Source organism: Litorivicinus lipolyticus (assembly GCF_009650135.1).
In the GTDB taxonomy this organism is placed as follows: domain Bacteria; phylum Pseudomonadota; class Gammaproteobacteria; order Pseudomonadales; family Litorivicinaceae; genus Litorivicinus; species Litorivicinus lipolyticus.
Map to the genome: position 1 here is coordinate 167,444 of NZ_CP045871.1, position 17,704 is coordinate 185,147.

Genomic DNA, 17,704 nt, shown 5'->3' on the forward strand with positions numbered 1-17,704 from the left:
CTATGACAGACACCCAACGTGCAAATACACTCACGAAATTGGCCGTGATTGCTGTGTTTTTCGCCCTGATTGTAATCGGTAAGGGCGCCTATACTCGCCTGGCGGACGCCGGGCTGGGATGCCCCGATTGGCCGGGCTGCTACGGCCATCTAACCGTGCCCAGCGGCGACAAGGTCGTGGCCGCTGAGCTGGCCTTCCCGGATGCCCCGGTTGAAAGCTATAAAGCCTGGGTGGAAATGATTCACCGCTATTTAGCGACCGCTCTGGGCTTGCTGATCATCGTGATCACCGCACTGGGCCTGAAGTGGGCGCCGGCTGGAAAATCGAGCGGCTGGCCGCGCAAGCACCTGATCTTTTTGCTGCTGTTTGTGTGCCTGCAGGGCGCTTTTGGGGCCTGGACGGTGACGTTGAAGCTGTGGCCGAAAATTGTCACCTTACATCTGCTGGGCGGCTTCACCGTGTTGACCTTGTTGTCCTTGGCGGCGATACGCTTTTCGCGCTGGCGGCCGGACGCGGGTGTGGATGGTGATCGAGCGCACGGCCTGAGGGCGCTGTTGCCGATGGGCTGGGTGGCGATGGCGGTGTTGTGCACCCAGATCTTTTTGGGCGGCTGGACCAGCACCAACTATGCTGCGCTGGCGTGCCCGGACTTGCCGACCTGTCAGGGCGAGATGTGGCCCGAGACGGACTTCCAAAGCGGCTTTAATTTGCTCCAGGAAATCGGTCCGAACTATTTGGGTGGCAAGCTGGATAACGCTTCGCGCATTGCGATTCATCAATCCCACCGGATCGGCGCGATTGTCGCAACCCTGGTCATTTCAGGGTTGGCGCTGGCGCTCATTCGGCGGGGTCGCGGCACCGTCTATGGCCGGCTCGGTCAACTGATGCTGGTGGCGTTGTCGGTACAGATCGCATTGGGGTTGTCGAACATCTGGTTTCAGTTGCCGATTGCGGTGGCCACCGCACATAACTTGGGCGCGGCTATTTTGCTCCAGGTCTTGGTATTTACTTTGTACGCCCTGCGCAAGCTCGGCCCTAATGGCTGGAGTGAGCTATGAGTGCAGTCATCAGTCAACGGGCCCATTGGCGCGACTATTTAGAACTGACTAAACCCAAGGTCGTGGCCTTGATGCTGATCACTTCGGTGGTGGGTATGTGCTTGGCAACGCCGGGCTGGGTTGGCTTGGATGTGTTGGTGTTTGGCAACTTGGGGATCGCGCTCTGTGCGGGCTCCGCGGCCTGTATTAACCATCTGGTGGACCAGGGCATCGACGCCAAAATGTCGCGCACCTCGGGGCGCCCCGTGGCCACCGGCAAGGTCGCCCGCGTCAACGCGCTGTCCTTTGCTGCGGCATTGGGTGTCGGCGGCACGGCACTGTTACTGTTGACCATTAACGCCATTACCGCCTGGCTGACCGTGGCCAGCCTGGTCGGATACGCCTTTGTTTACACGCTGTATTTGAAGCGCGCGACCCCGCAAAACATCGTCATCGGTGGTTTGGCCGGCGCCGCGCCGCCGCTGTTGGGGTGGACCGCGGTAACCGGCTCGGTCGACCCGGAGGCGCTGTTGTTGGTGCTGATTATTTTTGCCTGGACGCCGCCGCACTTTTGGGCGCTGGCGATTCACCGCAAGGACGAGTACGCCAAGGTCGACGTGCCGATGCTGCCAGTTACCCATGGCGATCGCTTCACGCGCCTGCACATTGCCCTGTACACCATCATTTTGGCCCTGATCACGACCATGCCGTACCTGATCGGCATGAGCGGCATCATCTATGCCGTCGGCGCCGCTGCACTGAACATTGGCTATCTGTATTGGGCGGTCCGCTTGTTCGTCAGCCGTGACCCCAAGGACCCCATGCGTTCGTTCGGCTACAGCATCTGGTATTTGTTTGGGATGTTTATTGTGCTGTTGGTCGATCATTACCTGAGTGTCTTGCTATGAGTGATGCCGTGCCTAAAACCGGCGCCCAGCGCCGGGGTATTCGCAACACCCTGATTCAACTGGGGCTGATCATGACGGCGGTACTGGCGCTGTTTTTTTGGAAGCTTAATCGCGAGGCGGTGGTCAAGCCCCAAGGCGCGCCACCGGGCTTTGTCAAACTCGAAGCACCCAAAGCCTTGGCCGATTGGCCGCTGGTGGGTCAGTGGTCACTGGGCTTGATGGATGATCCCTCGTGCGCCCCAAACCAATGCAACAGTGCCCGTGTGACCTTGCAACGCTTGTGGCAGAGCAATCAGCGGTTACCGCGTGACGAGGTCGGTCTGGTCTGGTTCAGTCCGTCGCCGAGCGAGCGTAGCGAGCCCTTTCAGTTGTCTCAGGTCGAGCCGGATTTTGCCGGTTTGCCGGATGCCGGCTGGTTTATCGAGCGAGAGGGTGACGCTTGGCAGCGCTGGAGCCACAGCCTGTTGATCGTCAATCCGGCCGGCGAGTTGGTGGCCTGGGTACGGCCGCCGTTTAACGCCGGCCAAATTGTGCGTTCGATGTCCCTGGCTGGAATTTTATAGCTAGCGCCCGGCGCGGCGCGCCCGCAAGATCAGCTCAAAGGCCTTAGGGTCTTTAACGTGGGGTGGCGCATCCGGGCCGCCCTCGGCACGCCGTGCCAGGGCCACCAACCGCAACATCCAAAAGCGCAGCGCCGCCGTTTGCAGGATTAAATCCCAGCACGCCAGCTCGGCCGGGGTCAGCGGTCGAATGGCTTGGTAGGCGTCCATCATGGCGTCACGCGCGCCGGCTATCAGCTCGCCCTCGGCGTTGGAGCACCAATCGTTCAGCGTGACCGCCAAATCAAACGCAAAATAGCCGGTGCAGGCGTTGTAAAAGTCGATGATGCCGGCGATTTCATCGCCGTCAAAGAGCGAGTTGTCGCGGAATAAATCGCCGTGGATGATGCCGCTGGGCAGGTCGCCGGCGCTGTCCAGCCAGGCCGCGGTGTCAGCAATTTGTTGGTCCAACAAGGCGCGACCAGCGTCGTCTAAAAACGGTTGCACGCGGTCGCGGTTGCCTTCCCACCACTGGCGCCAGCGGTGATTGTCCTTGGTCATGTCGGGCATGCTTTGGCTGGCGTTGTGCATTTGCCCAACCGCGGTGCCCAGTGCTGCGCGCTGTCGGTCATTCGGGGTCATAGGCGCACGCCCCACCAGTTTTGGAAACAACACGGCGGGCTTGTTTTTAAGCAGGTGCAGGCGCTTGCCGGTGCGATCCGCGACCGGAATGGCCACCGGCACGCTGGCGTCACCCAGGCGTTTATTCAGCTCAACGAAAAACGGCACTTCGTCAAAGCCCTGCTCTTCAAAGATTTGCAGCACCCATTCACGACCCGCGGTCAAAAAATAGGTGGTGTTTTCAACGCCGGCCTCGACGCCTTCGAAGTGGGTGAGTGGCGGCAAATCGAATCCATTCAGGAAACCTTGCAGTTCGTCGGCGGTAATCGGGGTGTAAACGCTCATCCTGTGCCCAAACAAAAAAGGGTAGTATCCCTTTATCTACCTACATAAGTCACTGACGTTTTATGACCCAACGCCCTGATATCGTGCTCGTTGATGGTTCGAGCTACCTGTACCGCGCTTTCCACGCGATGCCGCCGTTGACCAATTCCCAAGGCCAGCCGGTCGGTGCCACCCGCGGCATCTTGAACATGCTGAAAAAGCTGTTTGATGTCACCGGCCCGGTCGAAGCGGCGGTGATTTTTGATGCCCCCGGCAAAACCTTTCGCGATCAAATCTACCCGGACTACAAGGCCAACCGGCCGAGTATGCCGGACGACTTACGCGCCCAGATCAAGCCCATTCATGCGCTGGTCGAGGCGCTCGGGTTGCCGTTGATTGTGGTGCCGGATGTCGAAGCGGATGACGTCATTGGCACCTTGGCGGCGCAGTACGCTGCCCAGGGCAAGTCGGTGTTGGTGTCGACCGGTGACAAGGACATGGCCCAGCTGGTCGACCAGCATGTGACCCTGGTTAATACCATGGGCGACCCCTGGACCTACATGGATCCGGCCGGTGTGGTTGAAAAGTTCGGCGTCCCGCCCGAGCGGATTATCGATTTCTTGGCGTTGGTCGGGGACAAGGTCGACAACGTACCGGGCGTTGAAAAATGCGGCCCCAAAACCGCGGTCAAATGGCTGCAGGCCTATGGCAGCCTGGACGGTGTTATGGCCAATGCCGATCAGGTCGGTGGCAAGGTGGGCGAGTATCTGCGGGTGGCGCTGGACTTTTTGCCGACCGGGCGCGACTTGGTCACCATTAAACTGGATTGCGAGTGGCCGGCGGTGCCGTTGGTGGTGCGGGCGCCGGACACCGAAGCACTGCGCGCGCTCTATCAAGAATTGGAATTCACGTCCTTGATGCAGACCCTGGAGCCATCCACTGCCGGGGCTTCGGCGGCGCCCAGCGACGGTGTTTTGACACCTGCGCAGGCGCCCAATGCGCCGGCCCAAACCCATTATCAGTTAATTGAAAACCTCGACGATTTGGACACCGCCTTGGCCGCGTGCCGTCAGGCTGGGACCTTTGCGCTGGACACCGAGACCACCTCGGTGCACGCACACCAGGCCGATTTAGTCGGTGTCGCCCTCAGTTGGGCGCCGGGTCAGGGTGTCTATATCCCGGTTGCGCACCAGGTGTTGGAGCCGCAACTGGCCGTTGATGAGATCCGGGGCCAGCTGCAGGCACTGTTGAAGGATCCGGGCATGGTCTGGGTCGCTCAAAATCTGAAATATGACCTGCGGGTGCTGCGCCGGGCCGGCTTTACGGTCGCCTGCCAAACCCAAGACACCTTGCTGATGAGCTATGCCCTAAACCCGACCGGTGGGCGTCATGATATGGACTCGATGGCGACACGCTATTTGGGGGTCGCCACCACCAGCTACGAAACCGTGTGTGGCAAGGGCGCCAAGCAGGTCGGTTTTGAAACCATTGATTTGGCCACCGCCACGGCCTATGCCGCCGAAGACGCGGACATCACGCTGCGGCTGTATCGGCATTTGAGTGTCGAGTTGGCGCGGGCGGGCGAGCTCAAAGCCCTCTACGAAAGCCTGGAATTGCCATTGGTGCCGGTGATTGCTGATCTTGAAGACTTGGGTGCGCTGATCGATCCGGACGCGCTGGCGCTGCAATCCGCCGAGCTGGGTTTGCGATTGGAGCAGCTAGAGGACGCGGCGCATGACTTGGCCGGTGAGCCCTTTAACCTAAGCTCACCCAAACAGTTGCAGGCGATATTATTTGAGAAGTTGGGCCTGCCGGTGCTCAAGAAAACGCCCAAGGGCGCGCCCTCGACCAACGAAGAAGTGTTGGCTGAATTGGCCGAACAGTACGAGCTGCCAAAGCTGTTGATGGAGCACCGTTCGCTGTCCAAATTGAAGGGCACCTACACCGACAAGCTGCCGCTGGCGGCGGATGCGAATGGCCGTATTCACACCAGCTTGCACCAGGCCGTGACCTCGACCGGGCGGTTGTCATCGTCCGACCCGAATTTGCAGAACATCCCGATTCGAACCGAGGAAGGGCGCCGGATCCGGGCGGCCTTTATTGCGCCGGCGGGGCATGTGTTGATGGCGGCCGACTATTCACAGGTCGAGCTGCGGGTGATGGCGCACTTTAGCCAAGACCCTGGCATGATCGCCGCCTTCCAGGCCGACCAGGACATCCACAGCGCGACCGCCGCCGAAGTGTTTGGCGTCGACACCGTGACGGCGGATCACCGCCGCGCGGCCAAAGCGATTAACTTTGGCTTGATTTATGGCATGAGTGCGTTTGGCTTGGCACGCAACCTGCACATCAGCCGCGGCGAAGCGCAGGACTACATTGATCGCTATTTCGCCCGCTACCCGGGGGTTCTACGGTTCATGGAAACGACCAAGGAAAACGCCCAAGCCGACGGCTATGTCGCCACCCAGCGCGGCCGGCGGCTGTACTTGCCGGACATCAATGGGCGCGATCAAATGCGCAAGCGCGCGGCCGAGCGCCTGGCCATCAATGCGCCGGTCCAAGGCACCGCGGCTGATTTAATCAAACAGGCGATGCTGGATGTGGATGCCTTGATTCGGCGCGATTTCCCAGACGTGCGTATGCTGTTGCAGGTCCACGATGAATTGTTGTTCGAAGTGCCATTGGGCCGGGCCGACGCGTTCGCGGCGGCGTTGAAGCCGGCGATGGAAGGGGTTAAAGGCTTGGATGTGCCGCTGAAAGTCGATATTGGCCGTGGTGCCTCTTGGTATGAGGCCCACTGAAAACTTTTTTAAGAAAGTTGGGAACTTTCCTAAACTGGGGGTGTCTATCTTTGTAGATGAACATGATTCCCTCTTAGGAATGTTCTCCTAGCGCTAGCTTTACCCCAAAGCGAAACGCCTTGACCCCGCCAACGTTTGGCCACGTTTCGGGGTTTTATTTTGCCTGCGTTATTCCGTCTCCGGCGCGCTGGCGTCGGGCAGCATCCATGACTTCAAACGCTCGTCCAACTCTTCAATGCCCTGGCGTTTAAGCGCACTGAACAGTTGCGTGGTACAGCCCTCGGGCAATTCCTTGCGAACTTTCATCAGGGTTTGGTTTTGGACGTTACGCGACAGCTTGTCCGCCTTGGTCAGCACCGCGTGCAGCGGCAACTGCCGCGCCAGCGCCCAGTCCATCATTTGCTGGTCCAGCGGTGACATGGGGTGGCGTGAGTCCATGATCATGACCAAACCGGCGAGGCAGCGACGGTTTTCCAAGAACGCTTGGATGTTGCGTCCCCAGTTCGCGCGCATCGCCACGGGCACCTTGGCGTAGCCGTAGCCGGGCAGGTCGACCAACTTTAACTGTTCGTCCTGTAGGCTAAAAAAGTTGATCATTTGCGTACGCCCGGGTGTTTTTGAGACCCTAGCGAGCGCTCGCTGGTTGGCGATGACGTTGAGGCAGCTACTTTTGCCCGCGTTTGAACGGCCCGCGAAGGCAACTTCGACGCCTTCATCGGCGGGAAAGTTCTGGGGTTTGGTGGCGCTGATTTGGTACTTTGCAGTACGCAATAAGTTGAAAGCCATGCCTTATGCATTCCGTGTATAAGCAATAAAGGTTTATACTACCGAAAGTTATTAGACACTTTTCCTATTTAACGGACTTAGACATGAAACAGCTTGTAATTTTGGCCCTCAGCAGCCTTTTGTCCTTCGCCGCTAGCGCGACCGAAGTCCCGGAACTCGGTCCGCAGGGCGATGCCGCTGCCGGCGAAGCCAAGGCCGCCGTTTGTGCAGGCTGTCACGGTGCAGATGGCAACAGCGCCACCGGCGGTTTCCCGAAATTGGCCGGCCAGCACGCCGCCTACCTGGCGACTCAGTTGGCCAACTTCAAATCCAAAGAACGCGACAACGCCATGATGTATGGCTTTGCGGTCGGCTTGTCGGACCAAGACATGCTCGATTTGGCGGCGTTTTACGCAGCTAAAAAAGTCGCCCCGGGCGTCGCCAAGGCTGAACTGGCCGCGCGCGGCGAGCAGATCTACCGATTTGGTGACGTCGAGCGCGGCGTCGCTGCATGCGCCGCCTGCCATGGTCCGCAGGGCAAAGGCATTGCCAGCGCTAACTTCCCAAGCCTGGCCGGTCAGTGGTCCGAATACACCCTGGCTCAGCTCAACACCTTCAAAAGCGGTGCGCGTCAGAACGCGATGATGAATGGTGTGGCGGTCAACATGCGTGCGGCGGATATGGAAGCCGTGGCCAGCTACATCGAAGGGCTTCGTTAGAGCGGCGAAACCTTTCGTTACAAAGGCGGTCTATTGATCGCCTTTTTTGTGCCCATACTGGGGCCAGACGAATAATTTGGAGTAACGCGATGAAATGGTTGATGGCCGTGCTGGCTTCGGTGTCTTTGTGTGTGTCGACGGCCCAGGCCGCGGATTTTGTCGAGGGCCAGCATTACCAGGCGCTGCCGTTTGCGGTTAAAACCCGAGATCCGGCCGTGGTCGAAGTGGTGGAGCTGTTTTGGTACGGCTGCCCGCACTGCTTTCGTTTAGAGCCCGCGGTTGATTCGTGGAAGGCCGCCATGCCCGCAGGCGTCAGCTTCGAACAGGTGCCGGCGGTATTGGGCCGTTCGTGGGAGCCGCATGCGCGCGCTTTTTGGACCGCCAAGGCACTGGGCGTGCAAGACCAAGTGCACCAACCGATTTTCAACGCGATTCACCTGGAACGCGAACGCCTGGTGCGCGAAGACGACGTGCGTGAATTATTTGCCCGCTATGGTGTCGATGAAAGTGCCTTTAATGCCCAATGGCGCAGTTTTGGCGTCGAATCGCGCTTGAAGCAAACCGAATCTCGGATCAACGCCTATGGCATTACCGGGGTGCCTGCGTTTATTGTGAACGGCAAGTACCGCGTAACTGAGACAACCGCCGGCGGCCAGGCCGCTCTGTTTGACGTCATCAATTACCTGATTCAACAAGAACAAGCCCAGATGTAAGCGTCTGGGCGCTGAAAAGAGCCCAGCATGACTTACTCGAACATGGTGATCGACGACGTTCGCATCGCCCGCATGAAGCCCCTGATTCCTCCGGCCATTTTGCTGGAGGAGTTACCCGCCACCGACCAGATGGCGGCCAACGTGACCCGCCACCGCAATGAAATCCAAGACATCCTGCACGGTCGTGACGATCGCTTGCTGGTGGTGGTCGGTCCGTGCTCGATTCATGACCCGGATGCGGCGCGCGAATACGCGGCGCGCTTGAAACCGCTGGCCGATCGCATCAAAGACAAGGTCAAAGTGGTCATGCGGGTGTACTTCGAAAAGCCGCGCACCATCGTCGGTTGGAAAGGGCTGATTAATGACCCCTTCTTGGATGACAGCTTCCAGATCAACAAGGGCCTGCACATCGCCCGTGACTTGCTGCGTGACATGGCGGCCATGGACATGCCGACCGGCGTCGAGTTCTTGGATTCGATCACGCCGCAGTTCATTGCCGACTTGGTCAGCTGGGGCGCCATTGGCGCACGCACCACCGAGTCTCAGGTTCACCGCGAACTGGCCAGCGGCCTGAGTGCCACCATTGGTTTCAAAAATGGCACCGACGGCCAAGTCGGCATCGCCATCGATGCGATCCGCGCCGCGTCCCACGGGCACCAGTTCTTATCGGTGACCAAGCAGGGTGTGTCGGCCATTGTCGAGACCCGTGGCAACCCGGATTGCCATTTGATCCTGCGCGGGGCGACCTCGGGCCCCAACTATGACTCCGCGCATGTCGGTGCCGCCTGTGACGCTCTCGAAAAGGCAGGGCTGCGCCCGACCGTGATGGTTGATGCGTCCCACGGCAACTCAATGAAAGACCACCGCAACCAGGCACTGGTGCTGGATTCGGTGATCCAGCAGCGGCGCACCGATGCCAGTCGAATTTTCGGTGTCATGATCGAAAGCCACTTGGTCGCCGGTCGCCAAGACTGCAAGGACCCCTCGAACCTGGTCTACGGTCAATCGATTACGGATGCCTGCATCGGCTGGGAGGAAACCGTCAAGGTGCTGGAAGATTTGCACCGTGGCTAAGCTGTGGATTGGTCAGCCCAACTACAGTTCCTGGTCCTTGCGCGGTTGGTTGGCCTGTAAAATTGCCGGCCTTGAAGCGGATATCCGCTGGGTTCGCTTTGATCAAGACGATTGGCACGCCGAGGTCCCGTCCAACGCCACGGTGCCGGTGTTGGCGCTGGACGATGCCACGGTGTGGGATTCCGCCGCCTTGATCGAGGTCTTGGCCGAGCGCCATCCTGGCGCGCCATTTTGGCCGGCGGACCCGGGTCTGCGAGCGCATGCGCGCTCGATTGTGGCCGAAATGCACTCGGGTTTTGTGCCGCTGCGGATGGCCTGTCCGATGAACATTCGCGCGCGAACCACGGACTTCCCGTTGTCGGACGCGGTATTTGCGAATATTGCGCGTATTCAGGACCTGCTCGAAACCGCGTTGATCAATTCCGGCGGACCATTTTTGTACGGCCCCGAGTTTGGCGCCGCCGATGCGTTTTATGCGCCGGTGCTGTATCGCCTGCGGACTTACGCGCCGGTTGCCCAATGTGCATTGGCGGACTACAGCGAGCGCGTCATGGCGCACCCGTGGCTGGTCGAGTGGGAAGCCATGGCGGCGGATGACCCGGCTTTTGCACGCTCCGATGCGCTGTTAAATAATGGCGCAGTGGAGTGATCTGAGAATTTTTTTGGCTCGTCATAAAGCTGTCATAATTCAGGCTTAGAGTGCGCACATCGGCTCAGAACGGGTCGCATTTTTTCAGCTTTGGAGTATCACCATGTTTGTACGTTTAGGATTGGCTGCGGTTGTCGCAGCAAGCATTTCAAGCGCAGCAATGGCACGTGACTACGTCAGCATTGCCGGTTCATCGACCGTGCTTCCGTTCTCAACGATCGTCGCTGAAGCCGCCGGCAAGCGTCCGGGTGTGAAGACACCGGTGGTCGAGTCGGGCGGCTCATCCGTGGGCAAGAAAGGTGCCTGCACGGGCATTGGTACCGAAAACATCGACATTGGTAATGCCTCAAGCCGTATGAAAGTGAGCGAGCTGGACGTGTGTGCCGAAAACAACGTTGAAGTCACCGAAATTAAAGTCGGCTATGACGGCATCGTATTGGCGTCGGATCGCAGCGGACCTGAGCTGGATGTGACCCGCGAGCAGCTGTGGTTAGCCTTGGCGGCCAATGTGCCGAATGCCGAGGGGACTGCGTTTGTGCCGAATTTCTACACCACGTGGAACGAAATCGACGCGTCACTGCCGAACATTGCGATTCGCGTACTGGGCCCGCCGACCACGTCCGGCACCCGTGCATCCTGGGAAGAAATGGTCAATGAAAAAGGCGGCTGTAAGCAAAACGCAGCGGCCAAGGCCATTTTGAAGGCCGAAGGCAAATCCGCCAAAACCTGCCGTCCTTTGCGCACCGATGGCGGCTACGTTGAAGCCGGCGAACAGGACAACCTGATCGTGCAAAAGCTGCAAGAAGACAACAGCTCATTCGGTGTCTTTGGCTTTTCTTACTTGGACCAAAACTCGGACGTCTTGCAGGCGGCGAAAGTGGGCGGTGTTGCGCCAACTTTCGAGGACATTGCGGCGGGCGACTACCCGGTCTCGCGCTCGTTGTTCTTCTACATCAAAAAAGCCCACGTCGGCGTGGTGCCCGGTATCCAGGAGTACGCTCGTGAGTGGACCAAGCACTGGGGCGAGGATGGCATTTTGGCCGAATCTGGCATGATCCCGATGGGCGAAGACGAGCGTGCAGTGTATGCTGATGCCATCGAAAACTTGCCCACCTTGACGGCTGACATGCTCGATTAATTGAGCGGTTGAGGTCGGGTACGACAGAGCTGGCTCGCGAGGGTCAGCTCTTTTTTAATGGAGACGACGAATGTCATCTGATTTGCTGTTGATCGTGCTGCTGGGGATTGGGGCCGCCTGGTTCTTTGCTTCGCGCCGCGCGATTGTGTCCCAGGGCCAAAGCCGTGGCGGCATTAAAGCGATGCACTCTTTACCGCATTACTACGGTTTCTGGGCGGCCATTGCCGCGGTCATACCGGCGTTTATTTTCTTTGTGGTCTGGAGCGCAGCCGAGGAGTCCGTTTTTCGGTCGCTGGCTGAACAGTATTTCCCGGCCGATCGCGCCGACGATTTTCGTCCTGATATTGCCCTGACCCAAATTCAAAATGTGGTCGCCGGCATCCGCGTGGGCGAGGTGCCCGCGTGGGTCGACGAAGCCGCGCTGGCCTGGGTGCGATGGGACGCGCTGGCGTCCAACGCCCTGGCCGCCATCGTGATTGGCATGGCGGCGCTGCTGGGCTTTTTGGCCTACCGTGCGGTCAATCCGGACTTTCGCGCTCGCAATTGGGTTGAACGCACCATCACCGTGCTGTTGGCGGCCTGTTCGTTGGTGGCGATTTTCACCACCATCGGCATCGTGTTCTCGGTCATTTTCGAATCCATTCGATTTTTCGGGATGATTTCGCCGATGGACTTTTTGTTCGGCCTGAAATGGAACCCGCAAATCGAGTTTGGTGAAAATGCCGGCGTCGGCGTCAGCAACTACGGCGCCGTGCCGCTGTTTGCGGGAACGCTGCTGATTTCAGTGATCGCGTTGCTGGTGGCGGTGCCGACCGGTTTGTTCAGCGCGATTTACCTGTCTGAGTACGCGTCGCCGCGTTTGCGCTCGGTGGTCAAGCCGCTGATGGAAATCTTGGCGGGCATCCCGACCGTGGTCTATGGCTTCTTTGCGGCCTTGACGGTGGCGCCGTTCTTTCGTGAATTCGGCCAGTCGATTGGCCTGACGGTGTCGTCGGAGTCCGCGCTGGCCGCGGGTGTGGTCATGGGCATCATGATTATCCCGTTCGTGTCGTCGTTGTCCGATGACGTCATCAACGCGGTGCCACAATCTTTGCGCGATGCGGCGTATGGGCTTGGCAGCACCAAAAGCGAGTCGATTAAGCAGGTGATTTTACCGGCCGCACTGCCGGGCATTGTCGGCTCGGTGTTGTTGGCAGTATCACGCGCGGTCGGTGAAACCATGATTGTGGTGATGGCCGCGGGCTTGGCGGCCAACTTGACCGCGAACCCGCTGGACGCGGTGACCACGGTGACCAGTCAGATCGTGACAATTTTGGTTGGCGACCAAGAATTCAACTCGGCCAAGACGCTGTCCGCGTTCGCGCTGGCCCTGACCCTGATTTGTATCACCCTTGTGCTCAACATCGGTGCCCTGCAGATCGTTAAAAAGTATCGAGAGCAGTATGACTAAGCCGATGATCACGCCGCAGATTGCGGCTGAACGTGTTGCCCGCGGTGTTCAGGCGCGCTATGCCCGCGAACGTCGATTCCAGCTGATCGGCAAGTCCGCGATTGGCTTGGCACTGACCTTTCTGGCGGTGTTGATGACCACGATTTTGATTCGTGGCATCCCGGGATTTTTTCAATACTACGTTCAGGTCGATGTCACCCTGGATGCGCAGCTGATGGATCCGCGTGGCGACCAGAGCATCGACTCGTTCTACGACGGCAATCCGCGCAAGATCATGCAGGGCGCGATTTATGGGTTGACCGGCGCCGAGGGGCGTTCGGCCAAAAAAGAAGCCTTTAAGTTGCTCAGCATCGGCGGTACCGACCGTATTCGTAACATGGTGGTCAACGACCCCAGTTTGTTGGGGTCCGAGCAAAACCTGTGGATCGCGGTGGATGACGATGTCGACAGCTACCTGCGCGGTCACATTAAACGCGCCACCGACGAAGACAACCGCCGCTTAAGCGACCGTCAACTGGACATGATTGACGATTTGGTCGATCGGGGGCTGATTCAGTACAAGATATCCAACTACCTTTTCCAAGGCGGCGCGTCGCGCAATCCGGAATTGGCGGGCGTCAAAGGCGCAGTGGTGGGGTCCTTGTTTACGCTCGCCATTACCCTGATTTTAGCCTTTCCGATCGGGGTCGCCACCGCGGTTTACCTTGAGGAGTTCGCGCCGAAAAACCGCCTGACCGAGATCATCGAGGTCAATATTAACAACCTGGCGGCCGTGCCCTCGGTGGTGTTCGGTATTTTGGGCTTGGCGGTGTTTATTGGGTTCTTTGGGTTCCAACGGTCCTTGCCGCTGGTCGGCGGTTTGGTGTTGGCGCTGATGACGCTGCCGACCATTATTATTTCGTCGCGTGCGGCACTTAAGGCGGTGCCGCCGAGCATCCGCGACGCCGCCTTGGGCATGGGCGCCAGTCGCGTTCAGGTCATTACCCACCATGTCTTGCCGCTGGCGCTACCGGGCATGTTGACCGGCACCATTATTGGCATGGCCCAGGCGCTCGGTGAAACCGCACCGCTTTTGATGATCGGTATGGTGGCCTTTATCGTCGATACGCCCGCTTCGGTGATGGACCCGGGCACGGTGTTACCGGTCCAAATCTTTATGTGGGCGGATTTCGCCGAACGCATGTATGTGGCTAAAACCTCTGCCGCGATCATTGTGCTGTTGTCGTTTTTGATCTTGATGAACGCCATCGCCGTGGTCTTGCGGAAAAAATTCGAACGCCGTTGGTAGGCAAAGGGTAGTAGACTTTATGGACATGACATTGACCACCAGCGAACCCGTATTGACGATCAAGGAGCCGAGTTCTGTGACTGAAAAAACTGTGGGGTCCGTGCACGTGGATAACCCCCGCATGCAGGCCAAAAACGTCGATGTATATTACGACGACAAGCATGCGATCCAAGACGTCACCATCGATATCGGTGCCAACGAAGTGATTGCCTTTATCGGCCCTTCGGGCTGTGGCAAGTCGACCTTTTTGCGCTGTTTGAACCGCATGAACGACACCATTGATATTTGCCGGGTCGAAGGCTCGATTACCATCGATGGCAAGGATATTTACGATCCGTCGGTTGACGTGGTGCCGCTGCGCGCGCGCGTCGGCATGGTGTTCCAAAAACCCAATCCCTTTCCGAAAAGCATTTATGACAACGTCGCCTACGGCCCGCGTATTCATGGCTTGGTCGAGAGCAAAGCCGAGCTGGACGAAGTGGTCGAGCAATCCTTGACCCGGGCCGGTTTGTGGGGCGAAGTCAAAGACCGCCTGGACCAGCCGGGGACCGGTTTGTCGGGCGGTCAGCAACAACGCCTGTGCATCGCCCGCGCCATTGCGGTCAGCCCGGAAGTGATCTTGATGGACGAGCCCTGCTCGGCGTTGGATCCGATTGCGACCGCGCGCATTGAAGAGCTGATCCATGAGTTGTCGGACCAGTTCACGATCGTGATCGTGACGCACTCAATGCAGCAAGCCGCACGCGTGTCCTCACGCACCGCTTATTTCCACTTGGGTAAATTGATTGAAGTGGGGCCGACCAAGCAAATCTTTACGTCGCCTCAGCATGAACTCACCCAGGATTACATCACCGGACGCTTCGGATAACCCATGGACCTTAAATCGTCAGATCTAAACCAGCATATTTCGTCACAGTTCAACGAAGACTTGGAAAGCCTGCGCACGCACGTGCTGAAGATGGCTGGCATGGTCGAACGCAACCTGCGCGATGCGCTGATTGTGCTCGAAACCATGGAGTCTGGGCTGTTGCCGTCGATTGAACAGGCCGAGCACCAGATCAACGCCTTTGAAGTGGCGGTCGATCGCGAAGTCATCAGCATCATCGCGCTGCGCCAGCCGGCGGCGTCGGATCTGCGCGTGGTCATGGCCATTTCCAAGATCGTTCGCGACCTTGAGCGCATGGGTGATGAAGCCTACAAAATTGGCAAGTTGGCGACCGACCTGGCGGGCGATCCGCCGCCGGCGATGGCGCTTAACCTGTCGGTTAGTTTGGGCCGTCAAGTCGCCGAGCTGGTCAAGCGAGCGGTCGATAGCTTTGTACGTTTGGATGCGGATCAGGCCCGCGAAGTGGGTGTCGAAGACCGGAATATTGACGCCGACTACGAAAGCGCGCTGCGTGCGGTATCGACCTTTATGATCGAAGACCCGCGGGCGATTGGCCGATTGGTTAAGTTGTTATGGATTTTCCGTGCCCTTGAGCGCATTGGTGATCACGCCACTAACGTCAGCGAGCAGCTGATCTACGCCGTGCGCGGCAAAGATGTTCGCCACGCCGACGTCACCGAAAGCCAAATCGAAGACATCGTCGAAAACCGCGAATGAATGGACTTAAGGCCCTGTTCGAGGGCTTTGAGCTGATTCTGTCGCCGGGGCTCAAGCGCTTTGTGCTGGTTCCGACGCTGGTCAACCTGATTGTTTTTATGGCGCTGATGGCCAGCCTGTGGGGCCTGTTGGCGGGCTGGGTGCTGGCGGTCACGGACTTTCTGCCTGGGTGGCTCGACTGGGTCAGTTTTCTGATTCAGCCGCTGGCGATGATGATTGCGCTGGTGTTGTTTGTGTTTGGCTTTACCGTCATCAATGGCTTTTTGGCGGCGCCGTTTTACGGCATCTTGGCCGAAAAAGTCGAGCGCAAGCTGGATCCTAATGCGGCCTTACCGGTCGAAAGCTTGGGTCAACTGGTCGGCCGCACGCTGGGCCGCGAAGTGACCAAGTGGTTGTGGTACCTGCCTCGGGCGTTGATGCTGTTGGTGTTTTCGCTGGTTCCGGTGATTAATTTGCTGGCGCCCTTTGCCTGGTTTGCCTTTGGCGCCTGGGTGTTGCTGATTGAATACCGCGACTACCTGAACGACAACCACGCCCAGCCGCTGTCGCTAACCCGTGCCCAAGCCTGGGAACACCCGCTGGACTCATTGGCGTTTGGCGGCTCGGTGTTGCTGCTGATTAGCGTGCCGCTACTGAACCTGTTGATTCCCAGTGCCGCGGTCGCCGGTGCCACCGCGTGGGGCGTCAGGCGTCGTCAGCTTTCACAATCGCCGGCATTGCCGCCGGCTTAACTCGGCTCAGTGGGAACTGGCAGATAAAGCGACTGCCGCTGCCGACCCGGGATTTAATCGTCAGGCGTCCGCCATGACGGTCCATCACATGCTTAACAATGGCCAGGCCCAGCCCAGTGCCCCCAGTCTCGCGTGCGCGGCCCTGGTCAACGCGATAAAAGCGTTCGGTCAGGCGCGGCAGGTCGCGCCGCGGAATGCCCGGTCCGGTGTCAGCCACGGTCAGCAGCGCGTGCGATTCGGTGACCTTCCACGACAGTGTCACCGAGGCACCGTCCGAGCTGTAGCGGACTGCGTTGACCGTTAAATTACGTACCGCGGTCATAACTTCTTTGTGGCTGCCGTTGAGCAGCCAGGCGTCGTCGGCCTCGACCTGGGGGGTGATGGATTTGCCCAGCGCAGTGGCCAGCTCCGCGGCGTCTTGGGCGACACTGTTGAGCAGCGCGCCGACGTTCAGTGGCGTCGGGTCAATCAGGCGGGTATTTTCCAGGCGGTTCAACCACAGCAAGTCCTCGACAATATCTTGCATGCGGTCCGCTTGGCCGGCGATCTGCTGGATCGCCTTGTTGACCGGCGCCGGTAGGCTGTCGGTCATGTCGCCGAGGGTTTCGGCGTAGCCCTTGATGACGGTAATGGGTGTCTTTAACTCGTGCGAGACGTTGCCGGCGAAGTCGCTGCGGGTCTGTTCTAGCTGGCGCACGCGGGTGATGTCTCGAATGATCACAGCCTTGCCATCATCGCCGTTAGGGAAGACGTTGAACTCCAAGGTGCGGCGGTCGTCGCTGGGGCAGGGCGCTACGACTTGCAGCGGTTTGGAAATATCTCCGAGCACGATTTCAAAGGCTGGGTCGCGTAAATAGTTGTCCAGCGGCCGGCCCAAATCTCGCGCCTCACTCAGCGCCAGGAATTTCTCAGCGCTGAGGTTCCACCAGCGCAGGTAGTTGTGTTCCCCAAGCAAAATAAATCCGCGGTCAACCGACGCCAGCGCGGCTTCAATGTGCTCTAGGCGCTCGCTGACGTGCTGCTGGTGTGTGGTGTTGAGGCGGTCGGTTTTGTGGATCTGGTAGGCAATGTCGCTTTCCAGCCCGTCCATAAACGGCAGGATGCGTTCATCACGGGTTTCGACGTAGCGGTGCAGATTAATCCGCGCGCGCGCCGCGATCAGCATCGCGCTGACCAGGACCAGTACACCGGTAATCCAAAATTCGCCGGTGACGACAAACAGGGTGGCCCAAATGGCCAGCACGATCATAGCGTCCTGGACGGTTTGGCGGGTCGCTTTGCTGGTGCTCATGGGGCCCGTCGATATCCAAGTTCGCGAAACACACGCATTGTCGGCCACCCCTA

General features: G+C 58.9%; 17 protein-coding genes. 14 read left to right on the plus strand and 3 right to left on the minus strand.

The genetic code is table 11. The features are described 5' to 3' along the window. Positions 1-2 precede the first annotated feature (2 nt). The 3 genes from GH975_RS00835 to GH975_RS00845 are packed head-to-tail and all read left to right on the plus strand — an operon-like array spanning position 3 to position 2,508. A complete protein-coding gene (locus GH975_RS00835) occupies positions 3-1,058 on the plus strand; it encodes a COX15/CtaA family protein (protein WP_153712683.1) in 1,056 nt (351 codons plus the stop codon). Beyond that, the gene (gene cyoE, locus GH975_RS00840) at positions 1,055-1,945 is read left to right on the plus strand and encodes a heme o synthase (RefSeq protein ID WP_153712684.1); all 891 of its coding nucleotides are present in this window, start codon (positions 1,055-1,057) and stop codon (positions 1,943-1,945) included. Before GH975_RS00835 ends, cyoE begins: the two co-directional genes overlap by 4 nt. Further along, positions 1,942-2,508 carry a hypothetical protein gene (locus tag GH975_RS00845; RefSeq protein ID WP_153712685.1) on the plus strand — a complete coding sequence of 189 codons (567 nt, stop codon included), beginning with the start codon at positions 1,942-1,944 and terminating at the stop codon, positions 2,506-2,508. The genes cyoE and GH975_RS00845 overlap by 4 nt, the downstream gene beginning before the upstream one ends. On the opposite strand, the gene GH975_RS00850 is transcribed toward GH975_RS00845, so the two are convergent. Then, positions 2,509-3,450, minus strand: a complete 942-nt coding sequence (locus tag GH975_RS00850; protein ID WP_153712686.1) for a homoserine kinase — start codon at positions 3,448-3,450, stop codon at positions 2,509-2,511. Between the two features lie 62 nt (positions 3,451-3,512). On the opposite strand from GH975_RS00850, the gene polA reads away from it, so the two are divergent. Beyond that, the gene (gene polA, locus GH975_RS00855; RefSeq protein ID WP_153712687.1) at positions 3,513-6,230 is read left to right on the plus strand and encodes a DNA polymerase I; all 2,718 of its coding nucleotides are present in this window, start codon (positions 3,513-3,515) and stop codon (positions 6,228-6,230) included. 168 nt (positions 6,231-6,398) lie between these two features. On the opposite strand, the gene yihA is transcribed toward polA, so the two are convergent. Further along, positions 6,399-7,016, minus strand: a complete 618-nt coding sequence (yihA, locus tag GH975_RS00860) for a ribosome biogenesis GTP-binding protein YihA/YsxC (RefSeq protein WP_153712688.1) — start codon at positions 7,014-7,016, stop codon at positions 6,399-6,401. 83 nt (positions 7,017-7,099) lie between these two features. Between yihA and GH975_RS00865 the strand changes: the two genes are divergently transcribed. The 10 genes from GH975_RS00865 (at position 7,100) to cysZ (ending at position 16,360) form a co-directional block, all read left to right on the plus strand. Next, a complete protein-coding gene (locus GH975_RS00865) occupies positions 7,100-7,714 on the plus strand; it encodes a c-type cytochrome (RefSeq protein WP_153712689.1) in 615 nt (204 codons plus the stop codon). An 89-nt stretch (positions 7,715-7,803) separates the two neighbouring features. After that, on the plus strand, positions 7,804-8,427 hold the full coding sequence (locus GH975_RS00870) for a thiol:disulfide interchange protein DsbA/DsbL (RefSeq protein WP_153712690.1): 624 nt from the start codon (positions 7,804-7,806) through the stop codon (positions 8,425-8,427). A gap of 27 nt (positions 8,428-8,454) precedes the next feature. After that, positions 8,455-9,501: a 3-deoxy-7-phosphoheptulonate synthase gene (locus tag GH975_RS00875; RefSeq protein ID WP_153712691.1), complete on the plus strand. Its 1,047-nt coding sequence runs from the start codon at positions 8,455-8,457 to the stop codon at positions 9,499-9,501. Next, positions 9,494-10,150 (plus strand): glutathione S-transferase, encoded by a 657-nt coding sequence (locus tag GH975_RS00880; RefSeq protein WP_153712692.1) that lies wholly within the window; start codon positions 9,494-9,496, stop codon positions 10,148-10,150. Before GH975_RS00875 ends, GH975_RS00880 begins: the two co-directional genes overlap by 8 nt. 103 nt (positions 10,151-10,253) lie before the next feature. Continuing rightward, positions 10,254-11,288, plus strand: a complete 1,035-nt coding sequence (locus GH975_RS00885; RefSeq protein ID WP_153712693.1) for a substrate-binding domain-containing protein — start codon at positions 10,254-10,256, stop codon at positions 11,286-11,288. 70 nt (positions 11,289-11,358) lie between these two features. Next, positions 11,359-12,738 carry a phosphate ABC transporter permease subunit PstC gene (pstC, locus tag GH975_RS00890; RefSeq protein ID WP_153712694.1) on the plus strand — a complete coding sequence of 460 codons (1,380 nt, stop codon included), beginning with the start codon at positions 11,359-11,361 and terminating at the stop codon, positions 12,736-12,738. Beyond that, a complete protein-coding gene (gene pstA / locus GH975_RS00895; protein ID WP_153712695.1) occupies positions 12,731-14,026 on the plus strand; it encodes a phosphate ABC transporter permease PstA in 1,296 nt (431 codons plus the stop codon). Before pstC ends, pstA begins: the two co-directional genes overlap by 8 nt. 25 nt (positions 14,027-14,051) lie before the next feature. Beyond that, positions 14,052-14,894 carry a phosphate ABC transporter ATP-binding protein PstB gene (gene pstB / locus GH975_RS00900; protein ID WP_246164801.1) on the plus strand — a complete coding sequence of 281 codons (843 nt, stop codon included), beginning with the start codon at positions 14,052-14,054 and terminating at the stop codon, positions 14,892-14,894. Positions 14,895-14,897: 3 nt separating this feature from the next. Next, the gene (gene phoU / locus GH975_RS00905; protein WP_153712697.1) at positions 14,898-15,629 is read left to right on the plus strand and encodes a phosphate signaling complex protein PhoU; all 732 of its coding nucleotides are present in this window, start codon (positions 14,898-14,900) and stop codon (positions 15,627-15,629) included. Beyond that, positions 15,626-16,360: a sulfate transporter CysZ gene (cysZ, locus tag GH975_RS00910; protein WP_153712698.1), complete on the plus strand. Its 735-nt coding sequence runs from the start codon at positions 15,626-15,628 to the stop codon at positions 16,358-16,360. Before phoU ends, cysZ begins: the two co-directional genes overlap by 4 nt. Here cysZ and phoR read toward each other — a convergent pair. Further along, positions 16,314-17,651: a phosphate regulon sensor histidine kinase PhoR gene (gene phoR, locus GH975_RS00915; RefSeq protein ID WP_153712699.1), complete on the minus strand. Its 1,338-nt coding sequence runs from the start codon at positions 17,649-17,651 to the stop codon at positions 16,314-16,316. The two genes, cysZ and phoR, sit on opposite strands and share 47 nt — an antisense overlap. Between the last annotated feature and the right edge of the window lie 53 nt (positions 17,652-17,704).

Bases quoted from the DNA above. Each gene is read 5' to 3' on its own strand.
- GH975_RS00835 (WP_153712683.1), top strand. From the start codon at position 3: ATGACAGACACCCAACGTGCAAATACACTCACGAAATTGGCCGTGATT.
- cyoE (WP_153712684.1), top strand. From the start codon at position 1,055: ATGAGTGCAGTCATCAGTCAACGGGCCCATTGGCGCGACTATTTAGAA.
- GH975_RS00845 (WP_153712685.1), top strand. From the start codon at position 1,942: ATGAGTGATGCCGTGCCTAAAACCGGCGCCCAGCGCCGGGGTATTCGC.
- GH975_RS00850 (WP_153712686.1), bottom strand. From the start codon at position 3,450: ATGAGCGTTTACACCCCGATTACCGCCGACGAACTGCAAGGTTTCCTG.
- polA (WP_153712687.1), top strand. From the start codon at position 3,513: ATGACCCAACGCCCTGATATCGTGCTCGTTGATGGTTCGAGCTACCTG.
- yihA (WP_153712688.1), bottom strand. From the start codon at position 7,016: ATGGCTTTCAACTTATTGCGTACTGCAAAGTACCAAATCAGCGCCACC.
- GH975_RS00865 (WP_153712689.1), top strand. From the start codon at position 7,100: ATGAAACAGCTTGTAATTTTGGCCCTCAGCAGCCTTTTGTCCTTCGCC.
- GH975_RS00870 (WP_153712690.1), top strand. From the start codon at position 7,804: ATGAAATGGTTGATGGCCGTGCTGGCTTCGGTGTCTTTGTGTGTGTCG.
- GH975_RS00875 (WP_153712691.1), top strand. From the start codon at position 8,455: ATGACTTACTCGAACATGGTGATCGACGACGTTCGCATCGCCCGCATG.
- GH975_RS00885 (WP_153712693.1), top strand. From the start codon at position 10,254: ATGTTTGTACGTTTAGGATTGGCTGCGGTTGTCGCAGCAAGCATTTCA.
- pstC (WP_153712694.1), top strand. From the start codon at position 11,359: ATGTCATCTGATTTGCTGTTGATCGTGCTGCTGGGGATTGGGGCCGCC.
- pstA (WP_153712695.1), top strand. From the start codon at position 12,731: ATGACTAAGCCGATGATCACGCCGCAGATTGCGGCTGAACGTGTTGCC.
- pstB (WP_246164801.1), top strand. From the start codon at position 14,052: ATGACATTGACCACCAGCGAACCCGTATTGACGATCAAGGAGCCGAGT.
- phoU (WP_153712697.1), top strand. From the start codon at position 14,898: ATGGACCTTAAATCGTCAGATCTAAACCAGCATATTTCGTCACAGTTC.
- cysZ (WP_153712698.1), top strand. From the start codon at position 15,626: ATGAATGGACTTAAGGCCCTGTTCGAGGGCTTTGAGCTGATTCTGTCG.
- phoR (WP_153712699.1), bottom strand. From the start codon at position 17,651: ATGAGCACCAGCAAAGCGACCCGCCAAACCGTCCAGGACGCTATGATC.